At 45.1% G+C, this 26,579-nt stretch carries 23 protein-coding genes; 13 read left to right on the top strand and 10 right to left on the bottom strand.

The window, feature by feature from the left end; all coding sequences use genetic code 11:
* Window positions 1-753 carry a MurR/RpiR family transcriptional regulator gene (locus tag QNH15_RS25500; protein WP_283891569.1) on the bottom strand — a complete coding sequence of 251 codons (753 nt, stop codon included), beginning with the start codon at window positions 751-753 and terminating at the stop codon, window positions 1-3.
* A 205-nt stretch (window positions 754-958) separates the two neighbouring features.
* Between QNH15_RS25500 and QNH15_RS25495 the strand changes: the two genes are divergently transcribed.
* From QNH15_RS25495 to QNH15_RS25485, 3 genes are all read left to right on the top strand, one after another.
* Window positions 959-2,917: a fructose-specific PTS transporter subunit EIIC gene (locus QNH15_RS25495; RefSeq protein WP_283891567.1), complete on the top strand. Its 1,959-nt coding sequence runs from the start codon at window positions 959-961 to the stop codon at window positions 2,915-2,917.
* A gap of 77 nt (window positions 2,918-2,994) precedes the next feature.
* Window positions 2,995-5,667: a glycoside hydrolase family 38 N-terminal domain-containing protein gene (locus QNH15_RS25490; protein ID WP_283891566.1), complete on the top strand. Its 2,673-nt coding sequence runs from the start codon at window positions 2,995-2,997 to the stop codon at window positions 5,665-5,667.
* Window positions 5,664-7,358: an alpha-amylase family glycosyl hydrolase gene (locus QNH15_RS25485; protein WP_283891565.1), complete on the top strand. Its 1,695-nt coding sequence runs from the start codon at window positions 5,664-5,666 to the stop codon at window positions 7,356-7,358. Before QNH15_RS25490 ends, QNH15_RS25485 begins: the two co-directional genes overlap by 4 nt.
* Window positions 7,359-7,418: 60 nt before the next feature.
* Here the strand turns inward: QNH15_RS25485 and QNH15_RS25480 are convergent, their stop codons facing one another.
* Window positions 7,419-7,769: a YflT domain-containing protein gene (locus QNH15_RS25480; RefSeq protein WP_283891564.1), complete on the bottom strand. Its 351-nt coding sequence runs from the start codon at window positions 7,767-7,769 to the stop codon at window positions 7,419-7,421.
* A 148-nt stretch (window positions 7,770-7,917) separates the two neighbouring features.
* Between QNH15_RS25480 and QNH15_RS25475 the strand changes: the two genes are divergently transcribed.
* From QNH15_RS25475 to QNH15_RS25465, 3 genes are all read left to right on the top strand, one after another.
* Window positions 7,918-8,067, top strand: coding sequence for a lmo0937 family membrane protein (locus QNH15_RS25475; protein WP_283891563.1), 150 nt, complete (start codon window positions 7,918-7,920; stop codon window positions 8,065-8,067).
* Between the two features lie 263 nt (window positions 8,068-8,330).
* Window positions 8,331-11,828, top strand: coding sequence for a bifunctional 2',3'-cyclic-nucleotide 2'-phosphodiesterase/3'-nucleotidase (locus QNH15_RS25470; RefSeq protein WP_283891562.1), 3,498 nt, complete (start codon window positions 8,331-8,333; stop codon window positions 11,826-11,828).
* Window positions 11,829-11,955: 127 nt separating this feature from the next.
* Complete coding sequence (locus QNH15_RS25465) at window positions 11,956-13,542, top strand: two-component system sensor histidine kinase NtrB (RefSeq protein WP_283891561.1); 1,587 nt, start codon at window positions 11,956-11,958, stop codon at window positions 13,540-13,542.
* A gap of 40 nt (window positions 13,543-13,582) precedes the next feature.
* On the opposite strand, the gene QNH15_RS25460 is transcribed toward QNH15_RS25465, so the two are convergent.
* Window positions 13,583-14,152, bottom strand: coding sequence for a beta-class carbonic anhydrase (locus tag QNH15_RS25460; protein ID WP_283891559.1), 570 nt, complete (start codon window positions 14,150-14,152; stop codon window positions 13,583-13,585).
* Window positions 14,153-14,531: 379 nt separating this feature from the next.
* Between QNH15_RS25460 and QNH15_RS25455 the strand changes: the two genes are divergently transcribed.
* Window positions 14,532-14,765, top strand: a complete 234-nt coding sequence (locus tag QNH15_RS25455; protein ID WP_283891557.1) for a hypothetical protein — start codon at window positions 14,532-14,534, stop codon at window positions 14,763-14,765.
* A 314-nt stretch (window positions 14,766-15,079) separates the two neighbouring features.
* Window positions 15,080-15,358, top strand: coding sequence for a YwdI family protein (locus QNH15_RS25450; RefSeq protein ID WP_283891556.1), 279 nt, complete (start codon window positions 15,080-15,082; stop codon window positions 15,356-15,358).
* A 41-nt stretch (window positions 15,359-15,399) separates the two neighbouring features.
* On the opposite strand, the gene QNH15_RS25445 is transcribed toward QNH15_RS25450, so the two are convergent.
* Window positions 15,400-17,019, bottom strand: a complete 1,620-nt coding sequence (locus QNH15_RS25445) for a glycoside hydrolase family 13 protein (protein ID WP_283891555.1) — start codon at window positions 17,017-17,019, stop codon at window positions 15,400-15,402.
* A 150-nt stretch (window positions 17,020-17,169) separates the two neighbouring features.
* Here QNH15_RS25445 and QNH15_RS25440 point away from each other — a divergent pair, with 150 nt between their 5' ends.
* The 3 genes from QNH15_RS25440 (at window position 17,170) to QNH15_RS25430 (ending at window position 19,160) form a co-directional block, all read left to right on the top strand.
* Window positions 17,170-18,354 carry an MFS transporter gene (locus QNH15_RS25440; RefSeq protein ID WP_283891554.1) on the top strand — a complete coding sequence of 395 codons (1,185 nt, stop codon included), beginning with the start codon at window positions 17,170-17,172 and terminating at the stop codon, window positions 18,352-18,354.
* Window positions 18,355-18,500: 146 nt separating this feature from the next.
* A complete protein-coding gene (locus tag QNH15_RS25435) occupies window positions 18,501-18,737 on the top strand; it encodes a YvrJ family protein (RefSeq protein WP_061973362.1) in 237 nt (78 codons plus the stop codon).
* A 51-nt stretch (window positions 18,738-18,788) separates the two neighbouring features.
* Window positions 18,789-19,160, top strand: a complete 372-nt coding sequence (locus tag QNH15_RS25430) for a DUF423 domain-containing protein (RefSeq protein WP_283891551.1) — start codon at window positions 18,789-18,791, stop codon at window positions 19,158-19,160.
* A 45-nt stretch (window positions 19,161-19,205) separates the two neighbouring features.
* On the opposite strand, the gene gerQ is transcribed toward QNH15_RS25430, so the two are convergent.
* From gerQ to QNH15_RS25415, 3 genes are all read right to left on the bottom strand, one after another.
* Window positions 19,206-19,778 (bottom strand): spore coat protein GerQ, encoded by a 573-nt coding sequence (gene gerQ, locus QNH15_RS25425; protein WP_430667111.1) that lies wholly within the window; start codon window positions 19,776-19,778, stop codon window positions 19,206-19,208.
* Between the two features lie 228 nt (window positions 19,779-20,006).
* The gene (gene hemQ / locus QNH15_RS25420; protein ID WP_129478749.1) at window positions 20,007-20,753 is read right to left on the bottom strand and encodes a hydrogen peroxide-dependent heme synthase; all 747 of its coding nucleotides are present in this window, start codon (window positions 20,751-20,753) and stop codon (window positions 20,007-20,009) included.
* A gap of 118 nt (window positions 20,754-20,871) precedes the next feature.
* Window positions 20,872-21,636, bottom strand: a complete 765-nt coding sequence (locus tag QNH15_RS25415; protein WP_283895762.1) for a sporulation protein — start codon at window positions 21,634-21,636, stop codon at window positions 20,872-20,874.
* A 223-nt stretch (window positions 21,637-21,859) separates the two neighbouring features.
* Between QNH15_RS25415 and pta the strand changes: the two genes are divergently transcribed.
* Window positions 21,860-22,831: a phosphate acetyltransferase gene (pta, locus tag QNH15_RS25410; protein WP_283891550.1), complete on the top strand. Its 972-nt coding sequence runs from the start codon at window positions 21,860-21,862 to the stop codon at window positions 22,829-22,831.
* Between the two features lie 22 nt (window positions 22,832-22,853).
* On the opposite strand, the gene lipL is transcribed toward pta, so the two are convergent.
* Together lipL and QNH15_RS25400 are read right to left on the bottom strand one after the other, a co-directional pair.
* Complete coding sequence (lipL, locus tag QNH15_RS25405) at window positions 22,854-23,687, bottom strand: octanoyl-[GcvH]:protein N-octanoyltransferase (protein ID WP_283891549.1); 834 nt, start codon at window positions 23,685-23,687, stop codon at window positions 22,854-22,856.
* A gap of 3 nt (window positions 23,688-23,690) precedes the next feature.
* Window positions 23,691-24,491: a class I SAM-dependent methyltransferase gene (locus tag QNH15_RS25400; RefSeq protein WP_283891548.1), complete on the bottom strand. Its 801-nt coding sequence runs from the start codon at window positions 24,489-24,491 to the stop codon at window positions 23,691-23,693.
* Window positions 24,492-24,647: 156 nt separating this feature from the next.
* On the opposite strand from QNH15_RS25400, the gene QNH15_RS25395 reads away from it, so the two are divergent.
* The gene (locus QNH15_RS25395; protein ID WP_283891547.1) at window positions 24,648-24,971 is read left to right on the top strand and encodes a hypothetical protein; all 324 of its coding nucleotides are present in this window, start codon (window positions 24,648-24,650) and stop codon (window positions 24,969-24,971) included.
* Between the two features lie 57 nt (window positions 24,972-25,028).
* On the opposite strand, the gene QNH15_RS25390 is transcribed toward QNH15_RS25395, so the two are convergent.
* Window positions 25,029-26,194, bottom strand: a protein-coding gene (locus QNH15_RS25390; protein WP_283891546.1) for an IS3 family transposase whose coding sequence is annotated in 2 segments (ribosomal slippage) — window positions 25,029-25,918 and window positions 25,918-26,194 — 1,167 coding nt in all. Because the reading frame shifts where the segments join, the coding sequence is not laid out codon by codon here.
* Between the last annotated feature and the right edge of the window lie 385 nt (window positions 26,195-26,579).

Below are 26,579 nucleotides of genomic sequence, written 5' to 3'. Positions count from 1 at the left end.
TTATCTTTTCTCCCCGGCCTTTTTGAGATAGGTTTCAAACAGCAGGTCGATCAGCAGCATGAGCGAGGATCGGGCGGTAATGTCGTATCCTGCGAACTGAACCCTTTGTACGGTAAAGCTGAGGTTGGTTTTAACCAGACCGCTTAAGGAGGAATCGGGGGAGTTCGTAATGGCGGCTGTATCTGCCACAATATAGGACAGCTTTTCCGCTGCCTGAAGAAGTGTTTTCGTTTCTCCGCTGGATGAAATGAAAATCACCAGATCTTGGGGTTCCACCATGTTGGGCAGCAGATCGATCATATGGGATTCATAGGTGTAGTGTGTCGGTTTGTTGGTCTGCATCAACAGCTTGCTGAAATATTCGGCCATCATCTTGGAAAGGCCAACGCCGATTACAATCACTCGTTTCGCGTTTCTCATTTTATCTGCTGCTTCTTCGAGCTGTGAACTTCGAATCGTTTCAAAAGAAGAAAGAAATTCCTCCCTGTATCGTGTAAGCGGGGCCATTTCTTTGAAGGAAACGGTATAATCCTGAGATTTTAATACATACTTTAATTCTGAAAACCCCTCGAGTCCAAGTTTATGTGACAACCTGACAATGGTCGTCGTACTCACGTTGTTTACCTTTGCGATTTCAGTCAGAGACAAGCTTTTCGCTTTGTCCAAATGCTGATCCATATAATAAAATGCCTGCTTTTCAGTAGGGGTCAACCCGGAAAGCCTGCTTCCGAAATAATCCGCTAATTTCCCCATCGTTTGTGCCTCATTTCCCGTGTTCTTTTTTTCAGTATAGCATGTCACCTCTCCCCTTATTCAAACGCCTGCCTGGATGGGGCTTAAGCATTCTGTACAAATGTACAGCGACTGTACAAAGAAAACGCTCCCATCTGTGTTACAAATGAGATATAGCAATTATGTAAGTGGTTTCAACAACAGGAAAGACAAGGAGTGAGGCATCGTGGAATTAAAGAACATGACACGTTCTGGCTTAGTGATATTTAACAGTAAAGCACAAACAAAAGCTCAAGTGCTCGATGAGCTTGTTTCTGCTCTGGATAAAGAGGGAGTTCTCTCCTCTGCAAAAGATTTTATGGAAGCGGTTATCAAAAGGGAAGAGATTTCCGCAACGGGGCTGGAAAGAGGGCTTGCCATTCCTCATGGTAAATCGGCTTCGGTTAAACAAGCGATGTTCGCTGTAGCCCGCTTGGAGCAGCCTATCAGCGACTGGGAGAGCATTGATCCTTCCAACCAGGTGCAGCTCGTATTTCTTCTCGCCATTCCGGAAGCTGAAGCAGGAAGTACGCATTTAAAGGTGCTGTCCGAACTCAGCACACGGTTAATGGACGAAAAGTACATGGATCGGCTGATGGCTGCCAATTCTCCTGAAGCCTTTTTGGAGGCGCTTGATCAAACCGATGAGGCTGCGCCAGAAACTGAACAGCAATTTACCAAAACCGTCGTTGCCATTACTGCTTGTGCAGCAGGCATCGCGCACACCTACATGGCCGCAGAAGCGCTTGAAAAAGCTGGACGGGAACTGGGTGTGCGGGTGCTGGTTGAGAAACAGGGTGCCAATGGGCTTGAGGATGAACACAGCAGACAGGCCATTCAAGAGGCGGATGCCGTTATTTTCGCAACCGATATTGCCCCCAAAGGCAAAGAACGGTTTGCCGGTAAACCGTATGTGCAAACACGGGTGGCTGAACCCCTCAAACGCGGTAAGGAAATGATCCATAAAGCGCTGGAAAACCCGGATGGCGTGATTGATGGACAGGTGGATTCAAGTGCCGCGGCACAAACGCCGGAGAGCAACGGTTTCTTCAAGGATATGGTGCAGGCGGTCATGACGGGAATTTCCTATATGATCCCGGTCATTGTAGCGGCGGGGATTATGGTGGGTCTTGCCAAGCTTGGTGCCATGCCTTTCGGGCTGGTGAATGAGATCAGCGATCCGAAGTACGCCAACCATGCGAATGATTTTTACGTGATCCTTCATTACCTTGACCAGTACGGAGCGATGATTTTTAAGTTCATGTATCCTGTCTTCGCGGCATTCGTTGCCTATTCGCTTGCCGACCGGACAGGACTTGTCGCCGGATTTATCGGCGGTGCCTTTGCCGGCGGATTGCATTTCACGTTTTGGAATAATCCGGACGGTGTGCCTTCAGGATTTTTCGGAGCATTGATTCTCGGACTTGCCGCAGGATATATTGCCCGTTTCTTAAACAAAAAAATAAAGCTGAACAAGAATTTCCAGGCGATGAAGCCAATGTTTATTATTCCGGCTGTCAGCGTACTTTCCATTTTCCTTTTGAACTATTTTGTGGTGGACCCGGTGTTCGGAGGATTGAACGTTCTTTTGCGAGGATGGATAGAATCCGCACAAGGATCAGGGCAGGTTGTGCTGGCCTCCATTATTGCAGCAGCTACCGCATTTGACCTTGGAGGGCCGATCAATAAAGCAGCAGGCGCAATTGCTATTGGGCTTGCCGCAGACCATGTTTACCCACTTACGGCCCGTGTGCTTGCCATTGTTATCCCGCCGATCGGACTGGGGTTGGCGACAGTTATTGATAAGTATGTGGTTGGCCGTCGCGTATTTGAACAGGATTTGCGTGTGGCAGGAAATACGTCTCTAGTGCTTGGCTTTATTGCCATCAGCGAAGGCGCGATTCCATTCATGCTGCGCAATCCGGTCATTACCATTCCTATTAATATTTTGGGTGCGATTATCGGATCAAGCACTGCGGTATTGCTGGGTGCCGTTCAATGGTTCCCGCTCCCGGCTGTTTGGGGCTGGCCACTGGTAGAAAACCTGTGGGCTTATCTTATCGGCCTCGTTGTCGGTGCTGCCTTTATCGCGTTTGCCAATATTTTTATCCGATTTGCTCTTTTGAAACGAAAAGAGAGAGCGTAAATAGATAGAGGGGTTCTTCTTAGCACATTAAGATGATCCCCTTCTTTCATTGAGTAAGCTTCTGGGAGGGACATCAAGTGAAAAAGAAAAAAGTATATGTTGTACCGCATTCCCACTGGGACCGGGAATGGTATTTTACGATTGAAGATTCCAATCTGCTTCTGGTGGAGAACATGGACCGGCTGATGGACGTGCTGGAGCAGGATGAAGAGTATAAGGGTTATATATTTGACGCGCAGAGCTCCATTTTGGATGAATACCTGAAAATCCGGCCGGAAGAAAAGGAGCGGCTGTCCCGCCTGATTACGGATAAACGAATATTTGTTGGGCCTTGGTATACACAGGCGGATTCCCTGTTAATTCATAAAGAATCGCTGATCCGTAACCTGCTGTACGGGACGAGAATTGCAGAGAAAATGGGACACAGCATGAATGTCGGCTATCTGCCGGACATTTTTGGCCAAAATCAGTACCTGCCCTCTATTTTCAAGCAGTTTGATATAGACTACAGCATTCTTCAGCGGGGAGTCTATACGGACCAGCTTAAAGGAAATTTGAATTTCCACTGGTCGTCCCCTGATGGAGAGAGCATTAAAGCCAACAACATTTATTTTGGATATGGCCCGGGGAAGTTTCTTTCTGACGATGAGGACTATCAGAAAGAACGCTTGCTTCCCATTCTCGACAGGCTGTCGAAAATGAATCAGGACAGCGATGCGTTGCTTTTACCTGCAGGCGGAGACCAGGTTCTGGTACGGGAGCATTTTCCCAAAACGGTGAAGGCACTCAATGAACAGGACGGAGTGTATGAATATGTTCTTTCCGACTATGAAACATTCATGCAGGACGCCTGGGAAGAGGAGAGCCGCTTTACCAATCGGATCGATGGAGAATTAATTGCTTCACAGAAATCAAGGATTCACAATACCATTCGTTCCCAGCGGTATGACATCAAAAAGCTGAACGACGATGCGGAAGATAAGCTCATCCATCAGCTGGAACCGCTCGCCTCCCTTGCTTCGGTTCTCGGATTCCGTTATCCGCAGGCCTGGATGGATGAGATGTGGAAGATGATGTTTGATGTGCATGCGCATGACAGTATTGGTGGATGTAACTCGGATGATACCAACCAGCAAATCGTCAACCGTTTGAAAAAAGTGATCCGTATGGCGGACGGCTGTTTGAATCTGCTTAAAAAACAGATCACTGAAGCTGTTTCGAAGAGAATTGGCAAAGATTCCATTTATGTTGCCTTTCATTTTCTGCCAGAGCCCTATCAGGGCCAGCATACCGCAATCCTTTTTACTAAAGAAAAAGAGTTTATGGTTCTGGATGAAACAGGACATTCCGTTTCCTTTGACCTTCTGAAGCAAGACTATATTTCAGGCGGAAAAACCATTGTAGTAACGGCTGAAGGAGAAAAAGAAGTGGAGGCACCGGGATATTACCGAAACGAAGTGCTGCTGCACGACGTTTCCTTGCCTGCCATGGGTTACAGCGCCTTTGAAATTCAGCGTGCAGAGGAAAACAGCTCTTTAATCGCATCTACCAAAGATCAAACGATCGAAAACGATATCCTTCAAGTTACTGTGGAAAATGGAACGGTTAATGTCCTTAACAAGAAGACGGGTCAACACCTGTCCGACATGATTCGTTTTGAGGATACGGCAGATGCGGGAGATTCCTATGATTACTCACCTCTGGAGGGGGATGCCCCCATCTACAGCGGCGAACTGGAATTGGTTTCTGTAAAAAAAGGAGCCCGCTCAGAGGAAATGGAGATGGCTCACAAATTGCTTCTTCCGGCAGGGATGGAGGAGCGGAAACAACGGAAAATGACAGAACCGCTTCTCATCAGCACCCGATTGAGTCTTGTTGAGGGGGAACCATTTGTACGAATCACACACCATATCGATAACTCTGTATGTGATCATCGCGTGCGAGTGCTGCTGAAAACACCAGTGGAGCAGCCGGAGGTTTCTTTTGCAGACCAGGGATTCGGACTGATTGAGCGCCCGACGATTAATCCATACTTCGAAAATTGGCGTGAGAATGGATTTGCGGAGGCTCCTGTGCCGATTTATCCGCTTGAAAATTTGGCCGGTACAACAAAAGGCGGGCATACCGCTGCAATTTTCTCTAAGGGGATAAAGGAATATCAGCTTCTGAAGGAGAGCGGGGAACTTGCCCTCACGTTATACCGAAGTGTTGGCTTACTGGGCCGTGATCATCTCGCATGGCGTCCGGGAAGAGCGTCAGGCATCAACAACAAAGTGGTCTTGACACCTGATGCTCAAATGAAGGAGAACATGCAATTCGACTATGCGTATTATGTCAGCGGTCCTCTTCAGGAAACAGAGCTATTTCAAAGGGCGGACCAATTCCGTGGCCACCAGGCGGGCTACCAGAAACAGTCGCTGAACACATTTGAAGAGCGACTTGACCGGTTTGAGATCCCTTATCCGGTCAACGAACTGCCGCAACGTTTCAGTCTTGTTGAAAACAGCAATCCGCACGTGCACTTCTCTGCTTTGAAAAAAGCGCATGATGGACGTTCGCTGATTCTCCGCCTGTTTAATCCGACCCATCAACCACAGACATTTACGCTTACTGGCGAAGAGCTTAAGGATTGCTCAATCGTCCAGCTGAATGAAAAACATCCAATGGAGCTTCAGGACCAGGGGATGGTCATTCAGCCACTGGGCTATGTGTCGGTGAAAATGGAGATGCAAGGAGGGCACAGCAAATGAACAAACAACGTTTCATCCAGGACGCACAAGGCTTGTTAACGGCTGTTTATGGTGAGGAAGGTGCAGAGGAGAAAACGCACCAACTGGTGTCCCTTGTCCAAAAATGGAAGGAGAACAACGCGCCGTCTTCATCACCTTTGTCGCAAAAAAATGTTTATTTAATTACGTACGGAGACAGCATTCAAAAAGAGGGGAAATCTCCTCTGGCTGCTTTGCATCAGTTTCTGAATACAAAAGCCAGGAATGAAATTACAGATGTGCATCTCCTGCCTATGTTCCCCTACACCTCAGATGACGGATTTTCTGTAGTGGATTACCGTGAGATCAATCCTGAACTGGGATCATGGGAGGACATCAGCCATCTGTCGAATGATTTTCATTTGATGTTTGACTTTGTGGCCAACCATATCTCAAAGTCGAGTTCCTGGTTTAAGGGATATCTTGACGATGATCCGCTATACCGGCATTATTTTATTCCGGAAGACAGCGTGTTTGATGCAAAAAGAGTAGTACGTCCAAGAACTACTCCTCTTTTTCACAGCTATGACAGCTTTTCCGGGAAGAAAACGGCCTGGACAACATTCAGTGAGGATCAGGTGGATGTGAACTTCAGTCATTTTCCCGTGTTGCTGGAAATGACCGACATCCTGCTCATGTATGCTCACAGGGGAGGGACAAGCATCCGGCTTGATGCGATTGGTTTCTTATGGAAGAAGTCCGGCACAACGTGTATCCATTTGCCTGAAACACATGCGATGATCCAGCTTTGGCGGCTGATCCTTGATTATTTGGAAAGCCGGACACAGTTGATTACCGAAACAAATGTCCCGCACAAGGAAAACATCAGTTATTTGGGTGATGGAGAAAACGAAGCACACATGGTTTACCAATTTCCCCTGCCGCCACTTGTTCTTCATGCCTTCACCGTCCATGAAACAACCAAGCTGTCCAATTGGGCCCGTTCCATTAAGAAGGTTTCTGACCATGCCACCTATTTCAACTTTTTGGCGAGCCACGATGGAATCGGCATGAGACCGACCGAAGGCATCCTGAGTGATGAAGAACGGCAGTTGCTTGTTGATAAAGTGCAAGAAAACGGGGGAAGAGTGTCCTATAAAAGCAATGCGGATGGAACCGAATCCCCTTATGAGCTGAATATTAACTATATGGAAGCCCTGATCAACAGAGGAGAGGACAGGGACGGAGAGCTTAAAATTCAAAAAATGCTCGCGGCTCACTCCGTTCTTTTCTCTTTTATCGGTGTTCCTGCCGTTTATTATCACTCCCTTTTAGGTTCAGAAAATGATGTGGAGGGTGCTGAGCAATCGGGAATTAACCGTCGCATCAACCGGAAGAAGCTGGACTATGACGCGCTGATCCAAGAGTTGGAGACGTCAGAAAGAAGAAGCGGTGTCTTCAAAGGATTGAAACAGATGATAACGATCAGACAGGCGGAAACTGCATTTTCACCATTTGCCGACCAGAAGGTAATGGAGCTGGGAGATGAGATTTTTGCATTGGAACGATGGAACAAAGAGACCGATGAACGGATTCTTTTTGCCGTCAATACGGCGGCCAGAAAAGTATCCGTACAATTGCCGGCAGAGGGGACAGACCTGTGGACAGGCAAGGCGGTAGAGAGCCTGACCGAACTTGAACCTTACCAATTTATCTGGGTGAAACCTCAGTAAACTAAAAACCAAAGAAAAGAGGCGGGCTTCATGAAAGAAGTCCGCCTCTATTACCTATGATTAAACCCAAGTATCCAAGTTATTTTCATCTTTAACGAGTACCAGCACTTTTCCCTGATCAAGCTTCTTTTCGTATTCATCGGCTTCCAAAGAGCTTAAGCCGATCTCTTCTAATTTACTGCGAAGCTCATCTCCGCGTTTCCGGAAGACATTTTTAATGGCAGTTCCGAGTCCTTGTTCAGGAGTACCAATGGTGTTGGCATCTGCTGCATCAGCGATCGCCCTAGTATCATCCTTTTCGTGAGCAAGTACATAGACGTTTTCCTGGTCAATACCTCTTGTTTCAAGTTCCTGAACAGCAGTAATGACTTCCTGGTCCGTTGTAAATTCACGTACTAATGGTTTTGCCATGGGTAAATTCCTCCTTATAATTCGTTACAGTTGTTCAATACACGTTTTCCGGATGTGATAAACATGGAAAAATCCTCCTTGGTGTTTGAGTCCCTTTCGTTTGGGGGAAAATAATGCGTATAAAACAGTAAGAAAGGATGAGCGACAAATGTTATGGACCATTATTGGAATCCTGATCATACTTTGGATATTAGGCCTTGTGTTCAAAATTGCGGGCGGCATTATTCATATTCTCCTGATCGCGGCGGTTATCGTTCTGATTTATAAACTCATCAAAGGAAGAGCAACCAGACATTAGTTACAAAATTTAACAAATAATAATCAAAAAGAAACTGCCGGCCTATTCAGCCGGCAGTTTTTTAGTGCTATTTCCTTTGTTTAAAAGTGAACGATTAAACAAAGCATAGTTGAAACGCACCGATTTCTTCAGGCATTATTTCTTGTTTTTTACAAAAATTTAAAACATTTGCCTTTATTTTACGAATAAAGTCTTTTATTTTTATTTTCAAAATATATAATGAGATTGGCAGCAAAATAACAAAAGACTTTAGGGGGATACATATGGGGAAAAAGTCCTTTTCAGCAATGGGGCGCACATTACTGGCATCAACGATGGCATTATCTGTGCTGGCCGCTCCGTTAACGTTTGATTCGGTGCAGGCAGCAGCCAAAAACCAAAAGCAAAGCAAAACGGAAGCCGTTCAGCTAAGAATTTTAGGAACCACGGATATTCACACCCACATCGCCAATTACGATTACTATAAAGATGCTGAAACAGAAGAGTTCGGCTTGGCCAAAACCGCGACTCTGATCAAGAAGGCAAGAAGCGAATCCAAAAACAGTATGCTTTTTGACAACGGAGACCTGATTCAGGGTAACCCTCTTGGCGATTACAAAGCAAAGGTCGACAAGCTGAAACCCGGTGAGGTCCACCCGGTCTACAAAGCGATGAAGCTTTTGGATTATGATGCTGCAACCGTTGGAAACCACGAATTCAACTATGGACTTGACTATCTTCAGGAAGTCCTTAATGATGCTCCGTTTCCTTATGTAAATGCCAATGTCTATAAAGATGACCATGACAAGAATCCCAACAACGATAAAAACTATTTCAAACCCTATAAAATCATCAAGAAAAAAGTAACCGACCAGCACGGAAGAAAACAAGTCATTAAGGTAGGCGTAATCGGTGCTGTTGCTCCACAGATTACTTTGTGGGACAAGGCTAACCTTGATGGAAAAGTCATCACAAAGGATATAGTGGACAGCGTCAAAGCCAAAATTCCTAAAATGAAAAAAGACGGTGCCGACCTCATCGTGGTTCTGGCCCACTCCGGAATCGGCGATGCTGACCGAAAGCAAATGGAAGAGGATGCGGCTTATGATCTGACAAAGGTCAAAGGCATCGATGCCATTATTTCGGGTCACAACCATAAAACCTTCCCAGGTGATTTTGCGGACCTACCAGGGGTGGATGAGAAGAACGGAACCATTAACGGCAAGCCTGTTATCATGCCTGGAAACTGGGGCAACCAGCTTGGCGTAATGGATCTCAGTCTTGTTAAGGCTAAAGGAAAGTGGATGGTTGCCAGAGCGAAGACGCAGCTTAGAGCAGTCTACGACAAAAATACGAAGAAAAGTCTTGCGAAAACCGATGAAAGCATCATAAAGGCAATCAAAAAGGACCATCAGGGAACGATTGATTATGTCCGCCAGCCAGTCGGGCAAACGACGGCAGACATTAACAGCTACTTTGCACTCGTACAAGATGATCCATCGATTCAAATCGTAACCAACGCGCAAAAGTGGTACGTTGAAAAGCAATTAAAAGGAACAAAGGATGAAGGCCTTCCAGTTCTTTCTGCAGGAGCGCCATTTAAAGCAGGCGGCCGAAATGGGGCCAGCTATTATACCAATATTCCAAAAGGAACCATTGCGATTAAAAACGTTTCTGACTTGTATTTGTATCCGAATACGGTTGCGACCGTTAAGGTAAAAGGATCAGACGTAAAAGAATGGCTTGAAATGTCTGCAGGACAGTTCAATACCATTGATGCGTCCAAAAAAGAGGAACAACAGCTTGTTAACAATGATTTCCCAACCTACAATTTTGATGTCATTGATGGCGTAACTTATGATATCGATGTGACACAGCCGGCGAGATATGATAAAGACGGAAATGTCATTCATGGAAACAGCAGCCGTATCAAAAATCTTCAGTACAACGGCGAACCAATCGACAACAACCAGGAATTTATCGTAGCAACTAATAACTATCGTGCGAGCGGTCTGTTCCCGGGCGTGAAAAACAAATCCGAAGTAAATCTGTATCCGGATGAAAACCGACAAGTGATCATCGATTATATCCGCAATCTTGGCGCAATCGACCCTTCAGCCGACCAAAACTGGAAGTTCGCGCCTGTTGCAGGAGAACCAAGTGTAACATTTGAGTCTGCACCGGATGCACAGAACGCTGTTCCGGCAGACGGGTCCATCAAATACGAGGGAGCCGCTGCAGAAGGGTTCGCTAAATATTCGTATAAATTGAAAAAGCTGCAAAACATCAGTGTACAGCTTTTGGGCATTAATGATTTTCATGGACAGCTCGACAACTTCAATGCAAAACTGAATGCCGGAGGAGCGGAATATTTGGCTGCCTACTTAAAGCAGCGTGAAGCCACGAACCCGAACACTCTTCTTCTCCATGCGGGTGATGCGGTTGGCGCAAGTTCCCCGGTATCCGCATTGCTTCAGGATGAGCCTACGATCCGCTTTTTAAACAAGCTTGGATTTGATGCAGGGACCCTAGGAAACCATGAATTTGATGAAGGTGTAAAAGAAATGCTCCGCCTCATCAAAGGAGGAAGCCACCCGAAAACCGAAGCTAAGTACGGACCGTTTGAAGGAGCCAACTTCCCGTATGTTGCAGCAAATGTTTTGGATTCGAAGACAGGCCAGCCGATCCTTGATCCGTATGTGATTAAAGAAGTTGGCGGAGCTAAAATCGGAATTATCGGGGTTGTTTTGTCTGAAACGCCAAGCATTGTGATCCCAAGCGGGGTAGAAGGTGTAGTATTTACAGATGAAGCGGAAGCCATTAATAAGTACGCGAAGGAACTTGAAAATAAAGGTGTAAAATCCATTGTCGTGCTTGCCCATAACCCGGCAAACTCTACAGCAGACGGGCAAAACGCTACGGGTGAGCTTGTTGATATCGCCAATAAAGTAGATGATGAAGTGGATGTGATGTTCGGCGGCCACAATCATGCGCTGACTAATGCTGTCGTCGACAACAAGCTTCTTGTTCAGTCCTATTCGTCAGGAACGGCTTTCTCGGATGTGGATTTGGAAATTGATCCTGTAACTCAGGATATTGTTAAGAAAAAAGCGGAAGTCGTTAATGTAGACCGCAGCAAGATTGCGCCAGATCCTGAAATTAAGGCATTTGTAGACCGTTATGTGGCAGACGTGGCTCCTATTTTGAATGAAGTGATTGGAGCCACTCCAAACTATATCAGCAAAGACATTAATTCCGACGGGGAATCCACAATGGGGAACCTGATCGCAGATTCAATGAAGGCCCAAACCGGAACGGATTTTGCCTTTATGAACCCGGGAGGCGTCCGGGCTGATATTGATGCGGGAGAAATCACATGGAAGGAAGCTTTCACCGTGCAGCCTTTCGGCAATGATCTCGTAACCATGGATTTGACCGGCGCCCAGGTAAAAAGCCTGCTGGAAGAACAATGGGCGGATCCAACCCGTGCTAAAATTTTGCAGATCTCTGGATTGAAGTTCACCTATGACGATTCAAAACCGGCAGGTGAACGGATTGTGAGCATTACGCTTCCAGATGGAACGGCTGTGGATGCAGCCAAAACGTATTCTGTTACGGTGAATAATTTTATGGCCGGCGGCGGAGATGGATACACAACGTTACTTGATGGTAAAAACTCAAGTGTAAACATTGTGGACCTTGATGCCCTCGTCAAATACATCAAAGCCAAAGGAAGCGTTGATCCGAAAATCGAAGGAAGAATCACAAAGCTTAACAAGTAATTTCATCAAACATTGAAACCAGCTCAGCACCCGAGCTGGTTTTTTCTTGTCCGTGCTGTAAGTACGCTCTGTAACTTGTGATATAATCCAGTTATTGGCGCACTTTTCGTACAAAGGAGTCATGATTGTGAATGAATACCGTTCAGAGCAAATCGATGTAATAAAAGGAAGAAATCATCTTTTGTATAAGGTGCTGTGGGGCTTCTTTATCGTGGATCTTCTTATCGATTTTTGGGTTGATCCAGAGATCGCCTTATTTATGCTGCCGCTTGGTGCTGTTGTCTTTGGTATCGTTACATATCTGGCTATCAGTAACAGGCATCCTGTCTTCACCATGTATTTTACCGTTTCGAGTTTTTACTTTTTTCTGTTTTGCCTTTTATGGGTTCAGCCCATTATGGTGAATTACCTTTATATATGGTTTTGTTTTATATTGAGCACCATTTATCATCAGTACCGTGTGATCGTCTATGCCGGAGTGCTGTCGATTGCCATGTCTTCCTATTTCTTTTTGGCCGATAGAGAGCTTTTTGCCAATGTGGAAGACTTTGATCTTATTTTTATCATCCTGTTTTTTGTATTCGTAACGCTTTTTTTCAGCCTGTCTTCCCAGTTCACGGAAACGCTCCGTCTGAATTCCGAGAAACGCGAAAAACAGACGGCAAGTAAGCTGACAGAAACAAGAGAATATTTTCATTCCATCATCTCGCAAACCGCGGATGCCATTCTGGTGCAAAGTAAAAATGGCGATGTAATGACGGTGAACAGAGCATTTCTCGAGCTGTATGGATGGAATGAGGAGGAAATGAGAAATATTCCTTTTCAGCATATTCCTGCCACGCAAAAGACGGTGTTCAATGAGGTATTAAGCAAAATTGTAAATGGAGAAGCCGTTTCGGGGTATGAAATGGTCAATCAAAAAAAATCAGGCGAGCTGTTCCCTGTTTCAGTCACCTTTTCCCCTATTCGGAATGTAGATGGCTCAATCAGGGCCATTGCAGGGATATACCGGGACATTACGGAAGCAAAAAGGACAGAAGAATTAATTATACAATCTGAAAAATTATCGGTGATCGGCCAGCTGGCGGCAGGTGTGGCACACGAAATCAGGAACCCGTTGGCGATCTTGTCAGGATTTGTGCAATTTATGCGGGAGGAAAAAATCTCCGAAGAGTACACCGGTATCATGCTGACAGAAATCAACCGGATGAATCAAATACTTGAAGAATATATGCAGCTGGCCAAGGCGAAACCGTTTACCACAAGCGAGCTGGATCTCACCGCTCTTGTTAAAGAAACGCTTGTATTAATGGAAGCTTTCGCAAGCCTTTCAAATATCTCCATCCATTATACAATGCAGGCCGATAACTGCATGATAAAAGGAGATGCCAATTCCCTGAAGCAGGTATTAATCAATCTGATAAAAAATGCGGTTGAAGCCTCCGAGCAGGGAAGCAAGATTGAGGTTATCGTTAAACGGACGAGCGGTTATGCCACCATTGAAGTAAAGGACGAGGGCCAGGGGCTTGCTCATGAAGACTTAAAAAGACTGGGAGAGCCATTCTTTACAAAAAAAGAAACCGGGACTGGTCTCGGTTTGATGGTGAGCTTTAAAATTATCGAACTGCATCAAGGAGAAATTACGGTGACGAGTGAACCCAATACAGGCACCATCTTTTCCGTTATGCTCCCTGAGCTTAATAAAAACCATTAAAAAGGAACAGCCGGCAAATGCGGCTGTTCCTTTTCCCTTATTATCCGTTGTTTTTGTAGCCATCGATGACCACATCAAGCTTTCCTGTCTCAGGGTCGATAACAAGGCCATGGACGGGGACTGATTCGGGAAGCAATGGGTGGTGCTTTACAAGATTAACGCTGCTTTCCACCGCATCCTCTACCTTATCAAATCCTCTGAGCCACTGGTTGAGGTCCATACCTGAATATTTCAACGTGTTAAGCGTTTCTTCGGTGATGCCCTTGCCTTTCATTTTTTCCATGAAATCGTCCGGGTTCATGGCACTCATACCACAGTCATGGTGGCCGATGACACACACCTCAGACGCTTTTAAGGCGTAAATGGCAACCAGGATGCTTCTCATAACGCTTCCGAATGGATGGGCGATAATAGCTCCCGCCGTTTTAATAATTTTTACGTCGCCGTTTTTTACATTCATAGCTTGAGGAAGCAGCTCCGTAAGCCTGGTATCCATACATGAAATAATGACCAGCTTTTTCTCTGGATACTTGGTTGATTCATATTTTTCATACTCTTTATTCGCCACGAATTTCTCGTTAAACGATAGGATTTCATTTAGAATTGCCACGTCTGTTTTCCCTCCATTTCATTATACTGTTATCTATTTTAGCGAATTTCTCGCAAAAATCAAAATTTCTATTGTTTTTATTAGACGAAACAAGCCTGTTATCGATAAAAAAACAGGGAGTTGGAACGCTTGTTTGCAGGCTGGCCATTAAAATCCTTCGTTTTTTGTAGGACAACCAAAACATATGTAGGAAAAAAACAAGCAAACCAAGCACATTGTGACAAACATTTCCATTGTCTCTTCGTATAATCAAACTATCAAGAACATAAGCATATAGGTTACTCCAACATCATGTCAGGAAGGAAGGGGGACAGGCAGAAGGAAGACGGAAGATCATCCATTTAAAATAGATGGACCAATTAAAAGGGGGATAACGGATATGGAATCCATGTATTTACTTGCTATTATTCTATTTACGGTGAATGTGATGTTTCAAAAAGCGGTTGCTTTGATGGTGACAAGAGTGGAACAAGCCGTTCTGGTGAATGAGCAAAAATTCAAACTGGCGGGCTTACTGGCCAAGATGGTGAAAAAGAAGGAACGGCCTTTCCTGACTAAGATCAATGTCTTTGCTCGTGAACGACGCAATGTGCAGTGGGTGGATACCTCTTAACTAACATAAAAGTGAATGAAATATGAGGGGAGAGGGTAAATGGCAAATGATATTACTTAGGATGGCTAGATATTATTTAGTAATACTTAAGGAGTTTGATCAACAAAAAGGGCATTCTGCTGGCAGATCCAAACGTCTTATAAAACGAATAATTCATATTGTTTTGCGGCCTGGATCACCGTGATTCTCTATGAATTAAAGAATTATGCGCGGAGTATGTCGGGCAGTCTCTTTAGGGCTGTCTTTTTTTCGTGCGCAAAAAATATGGTAGAATAAAGATACCATTAAAGGCTACTAAAAAAGGAGAACACGCTATGAGTATTTCTCTCCGTCATATTATCAATCAGATGGAAAAGCATGTGAATGAATTAAAACAGCTGCCGGAACGGTCTTCCAAAGTGAAAGAGCATGCAGCCGCGATTCGTGCGCTGAGTGACCTGATGCTGGATTCTGGTGAAACGACTGAAGAGAACCAGTGGACACCACCCTCTCAAATTTCTGCCCCGCCAGGTTTTTCAGGAACGTTGCCTAAAAAACCACAGAAAATGGATGATGATGAGGACGGCAATGGTGAATCCATCTTTGATTTTTAAAAAAGCTCATCCCCTAAATTAAAAAGGGATGAGCTTTTTCTTTAAAGCTGATAAATTCTCGCTTCGTGAGGCTGCAACGCAGTAAGCTGCTGAATGTCCTGATAGTTTCCAAGAATAAGCTTCTTGCCGCTGATGGACAATGTGTCGGGTAGCGATACGGTATTCGGCTCATTGCTGTGGTTCAGTAGAATCAGCCAGGTTACATCCCCAAGGCTTCTCGTATAGGCATAGATGTGCGGGTCCTCTTTGGAATGGTCATGATAGTCGCCATAAACCATCACATCATGCTCTTTACGGAGAGAAATGAGTTTTTGATAAAAGTAAAAAACGGAGTCAGGATCCTTTAACGCTTCTTCCACATTGATTTTTGTATGGTTCGGATTGACGGCAATCCATGGTTCTCCACTTGTAAATCCTCCATTAGCGCCAGCTTCCCATTGCATGGGAGTACGTGAATTATCACGGCTTAACGGCTGCAATTCGGCCAATACTTCTGAAGGCTCCCTCCCCTTCTGGGTTTCTTCCTCATATTTGTTTTTCATAGCAATATCCTGGTAGTCGTCGATCGATGAAAATTTGACGCCTGTCATCCCGATTTCTTCACCTTGGAAAATGTAAGGCATGCCAGGAAGCGTATGCAGCATAGTGGCAAGAAGCTTTGCCGATTCGCGGCGGTACTCCTTGTCATTTCCGTATCGGGTGACCTGGCGTGTATGATCGTGGTTATTCAGAAATTGTGAGTTCCATCCTTTTCCGTGCAATCCCTCATACCAGGTTTCCTGAATTGCTTTGTATCGCAGCATATCCCAAGATGGCATATCATCGGCCACCTGAAAATGAAATAGCGTATTTAATTCATGTCGGTCCTCTCCTACATACTTTAAGCCGTCCTTAGGTGTCACAAATGGAATTTCCCCGACCGTCATCACATCGTAATGGCTCAATACTTTTTCATTCATTTCTTGAAGATACTCATGAATGCCCGGATTATTTCCCAGGTAATCGATCTTTTCGGGGTGTTCGGCGTTGGGGAATCCCTTTTGTTTGGCCAAAAGATTGATCACATCCATACGGAAGCCATCGATTCCTTTATCAAGCCAAAACCTCATCATGCTGTATATCGCTTCCCGTACCTCTTTGTTCTCCCAGTTTAAATCAGGCTGCTGAACCGCAAAGGAATGCATATAATATTGGCCGGTAGGCTCGTCCCATTCCCACACAGATGGGGTGAAATAGGAGCGCCAGTTGTTCGGCTTCCCGCCATTGACAGGATCTTTCCAGATATACCAATCCCGTTTGGGGTTATCTTTAGAGGAACGGGACTCCAGAAACCATGAATGCTGATCTGATGTATGGTTGACCACCAGATCCATAATCAGTTTTAACCCGCGTTGATGGGCTTCGTCGAGCAGCCGTTCCCACGTTTCCATGGCGCCTGCCTTTTTCATAATGGACTGATAGTCTGAAATATCATAGCCGTTGTCCAGATCGGGTGATTCATAGACCGGATTCAGCCAGATGACATCTGCGCCCAGTTTTTTTATATAATCAAGCTTGGCGATTACACCCTCCAAATCACCAAATCCATCACCGTCTGTGTCATAAAAGCTTCTCCAGTAAACCTGGTAAACGACTGCTTCTTTCCACCATGTTCGTTTCATGTGCTCCATCCTCCCTTTTTTCTTTTATTATGAAGCAAGTCTTCTTTACTTGAAAGGACAAAGAGGGACCGGGGTCTGGATTTAACGCGAATGTTTTAGGGAAAGGGTGCTTAAAGCAAGCATTCTATTAAACAAGGGACGTGATAAATCATGAAAAGAAGCGGCAATATCACGGCATTAATTATTATGGGGTTTACGATGTTTGTTTTGGGAGGGCTTTCAAGTACCAAGGGCATTGTGCTTGATGAGGTGAAAAAGGATATCGGACTGGACTTGAATCAATTTGGTCTGGTTGTATTTATTTTTCAATGGGGGTTCACCCTTGCCAGTGTTGTAATCGGTTACCTTGTCGATAAAAAAGGGCTGAAACTGATGATTATCATCGGCTCGATTATTATGGGTGCAGGTCTGTTTGGAACAGGTTCGGCTCAAACCATTCTGTTTTTTCTCGGCTTTTATATGATTGTTGGGTTTGGGCTCGGGGCAATGACAGTGGCCTCGAATGCGATTGTTCCTTCCGTCTACCCGGACAAGCAGGGGCTGATGTTTAACCTCACGATGGGTGTTTACGGCTTGGGCATGTTTGCTACCCCTCTGATTCTCCGTTGGATGTTCTCCTCCAATATTTCCTGGCGGGTGTTCTATATTGGAATTGCGATCCTTCTTGTCGGCTTGATTCTCTTTGTACTGCTGACTAAGGTACCGGATGGAAAAGCTGACCGTGCAAGCTTGTCAGCGTTTAAGGTCATGTTGAAAAATGCTCAGTTCATTTTTGTGATGTTTATACTTATCTTCTATGTATCTTCTGAGGTCTCATTTTTAAACTTCTTTCCAAGCTATTTAAAGTCACTGAATTTAAGTGGAATGAGCATGTCGGATAAAGGGAAGCTGGCCACAACGATCCTCTCCATTTTTTCGCTTCTTTTCACGATTGGAAGGCTCGGCGGGGGCTGGATTGCCGAAAAAATCGGCGAGAAAAAGACCATTTTGATCTTTGCCTTTCTATCGGTAGCAACAGTCTTGATCAGCAAGTTTTTTGCAGATCAATGGGTCTACCTGTTTGCAGCAGCGGGACTTTTCTTCTCTGTTTTGTTTCCTACCGCAACAGCCATCGGAACGAAGCTTTCCGAAACGGGAGGCTCTGCATTGGGACTTGTATACGTTGCTTCAGGTATTGGAGGAGCATTTGCAGGCTGGCTCGTTGGCGCGGTTTCCGAAAAATTCGGATCCGCAGCGGGATTCAATCTTCCCATTATCTTTTTGGCGATCCTTCTCATCTTCTCCTTTTTCGTCAAAGATGTACCTGATGACAAGGCAAAAACGACCAATGCCTGATAAGAAAAGAGCAAGCAGTTCCTGGGTCTTTCGACCTGTTTTTAAAAACGGTATAAGGTATGATGGTAAATTTTACTGTTCGGGTTTATACTATTTTTACGAACATTTGTTCGTAAAAATACATGGTGAAGTGAGGGAGATCCAAAATGAATACAGCTAATGATTGGCTAGGGCTTGTTAATCTCCTAGGGAACGTAGGTTTTCCGGTCTTGCTTGCTGGTTATTTAATGCTACAGTTTGAAAAGAGGATTCAAAGTCTCGAAGGGGTCGTCAAAGGATTGCGGGATGAACTGGTGGATAAAGAAGAATTGGAAAAAAAGATAGAGCATTACGGAAAAAAGCTGAAGGAAAAAGAAGAGTCGAAAAAAACCGATGTTTCATAACTTCCTTTCGTTTCTGGTATGATAAAAGAAAACTAGAGGAGTGGGTTTAACATGAAGCTGTTTTTGATTTTGGGGGCAGCCAACGCGGCGGTTGCCGTTATGCTGGGTGCGTTCGGCGCACATGGGCTGGAAGGCAAGCTGTCAGAACGCATGCTCGAAGTGTATAAAACAGGTGTTCAATATCACATGTATCATGCGATTGGTTTGCTGGCGGTTGGTCTTCTCGCAGGAAAATTAACAGGATCCGGGCAGTTGCACTGGGCAGGGTGGCTGATGTTCATCGGAATCATTCTGTTCTCGGGAAGCTTGTACGCATTAAGCACAACTGGCATCTCCAAGCTTGGCATCATTACACCATTTGGCGGCGTTGCGTTTATCGCCGGATGGGTGCTATTTATTGTAGCTGCAGCAAAAGGACTTTAATAGGAAAAGAGCTTTGCGTCATACAAAGCTCTTTTTTGTATATCGTTACCTTGGGCTGTACGTAGCCATGCCTTGTGATTGTCCTTGCCCTTGTCCCTGTGACTGCCCCTGCTGCTGGCTTGATTGGCCTCCAAACGGATAGGTGTATTCAATCGGTTCATCAAACGTAATGTAATTGACAAAGACCATCAAGAGAAGATAGCGTTTTCCGCTCTGGGGATCGCTTAAGATGATATGGTCGCGTCCTGCAGCCTCGATGGTTCCTCTGAAGACTTTGGAATTCCACTTGTCACTGCCTTCAAAGGTTTGATAGATCGTAGCTACTTTGCCTTTATTCAGCCGCAAAATGTTCTCAATGTACGACTGCTCAAGCGGAAGCTGGCCGGGAGCGGCAATATCCGTAGGAGCCTGCCCCATGGCTGAGCCAAGTCCAAACCCCTGTGGAGGCATGCCCATGGACATGCCAGGGCCGCTGTAACCTCCGCTCTGTCCCTGCTGTTGTCCCTGCGGCATTTGCCCCTGCTGTCCCATCTGGCCGGATTGCGGCATCCCGTAATAGGATGGCATGCCGCCGCCCATTTGTCCCTGCTGTCCTTGCGTTTGCCTGTAATTACTCATGGTGTAGATCCCCCTTGTAAAAAGGTTTTGGTATCCGAAACAGTGTTGTTTTCCTTCCTTGCCTGTATAATTGCATAACTTTTCACGCGAAAAATAATCAGGAAGGAGCCACAAAAACTACAATTTATCATATGTAAACATGCAGAAGCTTAGACCAAAAAAAGCTGGCTCTCTGCTGCAGACAAAATCACAGCATTAGAACCAGCTTACGTTATTTTGTGATAGAAATTATACGTGCAAATAGCCCGGCACTGCCTCGCGGGTCAATTGGTTCCCTACATAGAATGAACCAAATTCACCGTATCGGGCACTCACTTCATCAAATCTCATTTCGTATACGAGTTTCTTAAATTGAAGCGCGTCATTTGCGAAAAGGGTAACTCCCCATTCCCAGTCATCGAAACCAACGGAACCGGTAATGATCTGCTTCACTTTCCCTGCATAGCTGCGGCCAATCATGCCGTGGCTGTACATCATTTTCTTTCGTTCTTCCATCGGAAGCATGTACCAGTTGTCATTTCCTTCGCGGCGCTTGTCCATTGGATAGAAGCATACATACTTCCATTTTGGAAGCTCAGGTTTCAATCTTCCCTGAATCATGGGATCCGTTTCTGGATCTACATTATTGGATGGGTTGTAGTTGCTCAATTCAACGACTGATACGTAGGAATAAGCCGGAGTTGTGAATTGGGCAAAGGTGGTTTTATTAAAGGCATTTTCAATTTCATTCAAATCTTCCAGTGTGGGACGCAGAAGCATCAGCATAAAGTCAGCCTTTTGGCCAACGATGGAATAAAGAGCATGGCTGCCTTCTTTCCTGGCTTCAGCACCTTCCCATTTTTCCAAAAATGCCGTAAATTCCTTGATGGCAGCTTCGCGTTCATTACCCGAAATGGCTTTCCATGCAATCCAGTCAATTTTGCGGAAATCATGCAGGCAATACCAGCCTTCCAGTGTTTGTGCAGCTTCACTCATGTATTGTCACTCCTTGGAATATAATAGTGCGTTTACTCTTAACCAATATACCATAACGGATGCAATAAAAAAAAAATCCCCGTCTCTATGGAAATGACGGGGGAAAATACCGTACGAGTTACGCAAATTGCTGAATGGCAGCAGTAAGTTTTCCGGTTAAATGGGACGTATTCTGCAGTTCATGTTCCGTAAAGGAAAGGCGGATATGTTTTTCATCCATATCCATCGCCTCTTCAAGCAGTCCAAAGAGACCATTTGCTTTCTTGTCAATTTCAAGAAGGATCTCCAATGTTGATCCGTCGCTGAAGAATACGGCTTCCAGCTCATCCAGTTTGCCCCTGAACATGCCTGTCGGAACATACTCAAACTCCTGGACGAATGGAAGGCGCCCCCTGTTATACCTGGAAGCCGCTTCACACTTTGCTTTGCGAAGTACGAAATCCAGCCCTTCGATCGCTTCCATCGCTTTGCTGACAAGCGGGTCGGGATTAACAGTAATGTAATCCTTGTCCTCCGGGTCAACAGCATTTTTGATATCCACCCCTGTTTTCAGCCAGACCGGTGTATGTCCGATGCTAAGCGGCACATCTATAGGAAGACGAAAGACAAAAGGAATTCTTTTCGTTTCCCCGGGCTGAATGATCAAGTGATCTGTTACTTTCTGGCGGGCGACTGCTGCATGCTCGTGAATTTTTTTGCCATTGGTTTCTCTTATGTACTCGGTCATCAAAAACAGTGAAACGGAATCAATAGGCTGTGCCACTTTGCCTCCAATAATCTGTACGGTACCTGTGATTTCCTCACCCGGAATAAAACGGTTTGAGTTTAGAATGGTATCCACCGTTGCCGCTCCGATCCCTATACTGGCCAGCATTTTATTCATGAATGACAAATCCAACATCTCCCTTGGTTTGATAGTACGTTATACGTGATTTAGCGTAAAAGGATTCAAAAGAATTTACAAAATTAACCTCTTTTCCAACACGCCAATTTTCGAAAAATAACAACTTTTTGGCAGAAACGCTTTCAATTTTGGGTATAGGTTTAAAACCCACCCAAAGTAGAGTACCCTAGTATGGAATGCAAAGGAACAGGAGGCTACTCGCATGAGCGATTTATTTAAAGAACTAAAAGAAAAAGTCCAACAGGAGAATCCGGCGATTGTTTTTCCGGAAGGAACGGATGAGCGTATTTTGAAAGCTGCAGCCAGGCTGGCAGAAGAAAATGTCCTCCGCCCTATCCTGATTGGCAATACAGGGGAGATTGCGGCAAAGGCTGAAGAACTCGGTGTGAAGCTCGGTGAAATTCAGCTGATCGACCCAAAAGATTATTCCGAAATTGAAAGCCTTGTATCTTCTTTCGTTGAACGCCGCAAAGGGAAAGCCACGGAGGAACAGGCCCGTCAAATTCTTTTGGATGAAAACTACTTCGGAACGATGCTTGTTTATACAGACAAAGCACACGGACTAGTGAGTGGAGCGGCACACTCGACGGCAGATACCGTCCGTCCGGCGCTGCAGATCATCAAAACAAAAGAAGGCATTAAAAAAACTTCAGGTGCATTCATCATGGTTAAAGGCGATGAAAAATATGTGTTTGCCGATTGTGCGATCAATATTGCTCCAACAAGTGAAGACTTGGCGGAATCCGCTATTGTCAGCGCCCATACGGCACGCGTATTTGGCATTGAACCCAAGGTTGGACTTCTAAGCTTTTCAACCAAGGGATCTGCGAAATCTCCGGAAACAGAAAAAGTGGTGGAAGCTACGCAATTGTTGAAAGAGAAAAACCCTGATTTTCCATTTGACGGTGAACTGCAATTTGACGCAGCCTTTGTTCCTTCCGTTGCTCAAAAGAAAGCTCCGGATTCCGTACTAAAAGGAGAGGCGAATGTTTTCATCTTCCCTGGCCTTGAAACGGGAAATATCGGCTACAAAATGGTTCAGCGCCTTGGCGGCTATGAAGCGATCGGTCCGATCCTTCAAGGACTGAACATGCCGGTGAACGACCTGTCCCGCGGCTGTAATGAAGAAGATGTATATAAGCTCGCATTGATTACTGCAATGCAGGCGCTATAACAAAAAAGCACTGTGAGATGATTTACATCTCCAGTGCCTTTTCGTTTCGTTCCCAGACACGCTGATAATTATAATCGTAAAGCTGAATTTCATTAACGGACAGCGGTGAGGAAACGAGATGGCTGCTCTCCTCCTGCAGAACATAGAGAAGGCGGGTCATCAAATCGCTGACCGTTAAAGGCTGGCCGGTAATCTCGGACAGGGATGCCATCACTTCAGGATGTATGTCAGGGTACGTGAATTTCGTTGTTTCCCCCTGTAGGCCCCGTTCGTAAAATTTCCGGATCACTTCCGCTCGTTCAGACCCGCTGCCATTGACACACAAGTAGATTTGAACGGCTGCTCCATTGCGGATCCGGCGCTGCGAGATGCCTGCAAACTTCTTGCCGTCCACACTCAGATCATAGCTTCCGGGGCAATAAGAATGGACAATTTCTCTCGCTTCAAATGAAACGTTATAAGGAAGCAGCATTTTTTGAATCAGTTCCACCATCGTGTCATAGCCTTTATTGATTTCGATGCTGCTGTCCTTTTCGGGCAGAATAATGGAGATGTTCAATACGCCTTCATCAAGAACGACAGCAAGGCCGCCGGAATTGCGGACAATGACACGATAGCCTTTAGATTTAAGTACGGCTACTCCCTCTTCCAGATGAGGAAGCCGCGTATCCTGGATTCCGAGAACAATCGTGTGATGGTGAACCCACGTGCGGACAGTGGGAGAGGATTCCTCATTCCCAACGGTCGTGCACAGGGTGTCATCCATTGCAAAGGAAGACAATGCGTCAAAGGAGGGCCCCAGACTTGATTGGTCGATAATACGCCATTTTGGCTGAAATAACAGTGATGTGATCATGTTTCATCTTTTCTCCGCTTCAATGATAAATGTTTTGGGAATACCACGGTCAAAATCGCCGGGATGCGGCTCTTCCTTCAGCTCGGTAATAAACAGACCGGAAGCCCCGAGCGCGGTGACAATTTCACCGATCGTCCATTTGCGGATCGCCACTTGATACGGCTTACGTTCTTCTTCTGTCGCATAACGAAGTTCGGGAAGGAACTTGGAATAGGAAACATCCACTGTTTCAAGTTCTGCACTGAAATAATCACCGGTTACTTTATGCTTTCTGACCGCCTGGCTTTTCCCTTGTGAGGTGATCAGTTTGGTAGATACCGGATGAAAGTCCTGCAGTACAAATTTGCCTCCGGGAGCAAGCAGGCTATGGACGGTTGTAAAAAACGGTACAAGATCTGTAAAATAGTGCAGAATTCCGTTTTCCGTTAATACCAGATCATAATCCCCGGTCAGTTCTTCTTTTGGCAGCGCCAGAACATCGCTTCGTACATACCTGAGCGGCACTCCTGCCTCCTTTGCCAGCTCTTTCGCATACCGTTCGTTCGGCTCTGACAGATCGATCACGGTTGCCTCGGCGCCCAGCAAGGCCATGGCTACCGCTTTGCTGCCGTGAGAACCGAGCAGGTTGCAGACTTTTTTGCCTTTAACATTTCCAATGTATGATTCAAGCGGGCTCAACCGCTTAAGAGGGTCTTTTTTTATTTTTGCGGCCGCTTTTGCCGGCTCGCCAAATCGATGGGTCCAGGCTTCGTACGACTTTTCGTTCCATGCCTGCCCATTTTGGTCATTCTGAAATTGATCCACGAGTTAACCTCCTGATTCTATCGTTCACTCCTTAGTATAACGCAATAGTGAGCCATGCTTCCATGTCATACTATTTTATTGCAACTTTTTGGAATGTAATTACGTATGCATAGGTATAGTGAATGGAACGAATGAAGAGAATGGGAGGAAAATTCTTTGAATAGAAACTTATCGAAAACGTTAAAATGGATCTCGGGGGGATATGAGGCACTGCTTGGCATTCCGTTTGTCGGCGGAACCATAGTCCTCTCCTTTGCCTGGACACCGCTGGCACTTGCCCTCGCGCTCCATATCGTAACCCTGATTTTCGCTTCAAAAGAAGGAACGGCAAAGCATGGAAGTGTTATGGGGATAATCACCTCATGCATCGCCTGGATCCCCTTCGTCGGAATGATCATGCACATTATCACCGCCATCCTGCTAATGGTCGACGCCTACAAACAAGAAGACCTAGATGACCAAGTAGTAGATACCCAATAAAAAAGAAGGCAATCATAGACTGCCATATTGAAATGAGACAAGAATAAAACACCTTTATTAGGCTGCCATTCGACCAAATTCCATGGGTGAATGGTAGCCTAATTTTTCTTGTATTCTTTCTTCATTGTAGTAGTTTATATAATGGTCAATTTGCTCACGTACCTTATCTAAAGATAAAGAATTGAATTTTACATACTGAAATTGTTCCGATTTTAAATTGGAATGAAACGACTCGATGACGGCGTTATCCCAACAGTTGCCCCTTCGCGACATGCTGCTGATTACTTCTTCCTCTTTCACAAAGTTCTGAAAGGCATAGGAAGTATACACACTGCCCTGATCGGAATGGAGAATTACCCCTTTCGGGTTCCCTCTATGGTCCAAAGCCTCTTTTAGCGTATCCATGACTAAGGGGGTTTGCTGATGTGTATAGAGTTTATAGGCTACAATTTGGTTATTATATAAATCTATAACCGTCGATAAATAAAGGGTAGACGATCCATATTGAATATAGGTAATATCCGTCACCCATTTCTGATTGGGCGCGCTGGCCCGAAAATTTCGCTCTAATAGGTTGGGGGCCACCACGATCGTTTCTCCTTGGGATTTCCATCTTTTTTTCGGCTTTACCCTGCATTGAAGATGATGTTTCTGCATTATGCGCTGAACGGTATTTCGATTGAGCTTTACTTGGTGCTGACGCCATAATAAGGCTTTGATTTTGCGGTGTCCATATCGATATTTTGTTTCCTTGCACAATGAACTAATGACCGTTTCTTCTCTGCTTAATGATTTCAACGGAAGCGTCTTGACCCAGCGATAGTAATTCGCCCGCGGCACATTTAATACGGATAGAACGGCAGAGACCGTATACTTTTTCCGCAATTTCTCCACAAGCTGCAGGACTACTTCTCTTTCAACTCCTTTACCATCTCCAAGTACTTTTTTAAGATTTCGTTCTCCTGTTTTAAATGGGCATATTTCTTCTCTTTTTTCTCTTCCTCACTCAGGATGTCTGGACCAAGCCCATAGGTGTATTGCTTTCCAATCGGCTGATCAAACCGATGGATCTCATTATTTTTATACCATTTCATCCAGGTACTAATTTGCGTTTTGTTCTTAATCCCGTGCTTTTCCATAATCTCCTGGTTGGTCAATTGGCCGCTCATTTTATCTTTAATCACAGCCCACTTCACTTCACTTGAATATACGTTTTTGCCCATGCAAAAACACCTCCGAATTCTCACTTGTTTTAAGTGTAACATTTCGAAGGTGTTTTATTGTGTCTCATTTACTTAGGTTAGTCTAACCATGCCTTCTTTTTTTGTTCTTTTTTAGGAAGGTTTTAAAAAGAAACTTCACTGCCCCGTTGATTGGAGTGCAAGGTGCGAGACTCCTACGGGACTAGCGGGACAGGTGAGACTACAGGCTCACCGCCCGCCCCGAGGAAAGCGAGCAACCTGGAACGTAAATCAACCCCTTCCAAGTCTTTTTTAGATTACAGAAGAAAAAGAAAGCATGAAAGCGAAAAAGAAATAAAGATGTCACAAACCGCTTCTTTTGTTTGTTGTTTCATGGTTCGAAACCACGTAGAATAGGGTATACTTC

Origin of the sequence: Fictibacillus enclensis, assembly GCF_030123385.1 — a bacterium.
Lineage (GTDB): Bacteria > Bacillota > Bacilli > Bacillales > Fictibacillaceae > Fictibacillus_C > Fictibacillus_C enclensis.
The sequence above is the reverse complement of the archived record's forward strand: the minus strand, read 5'-3'. Positions and strand labels throughout refer to the sequence as shown.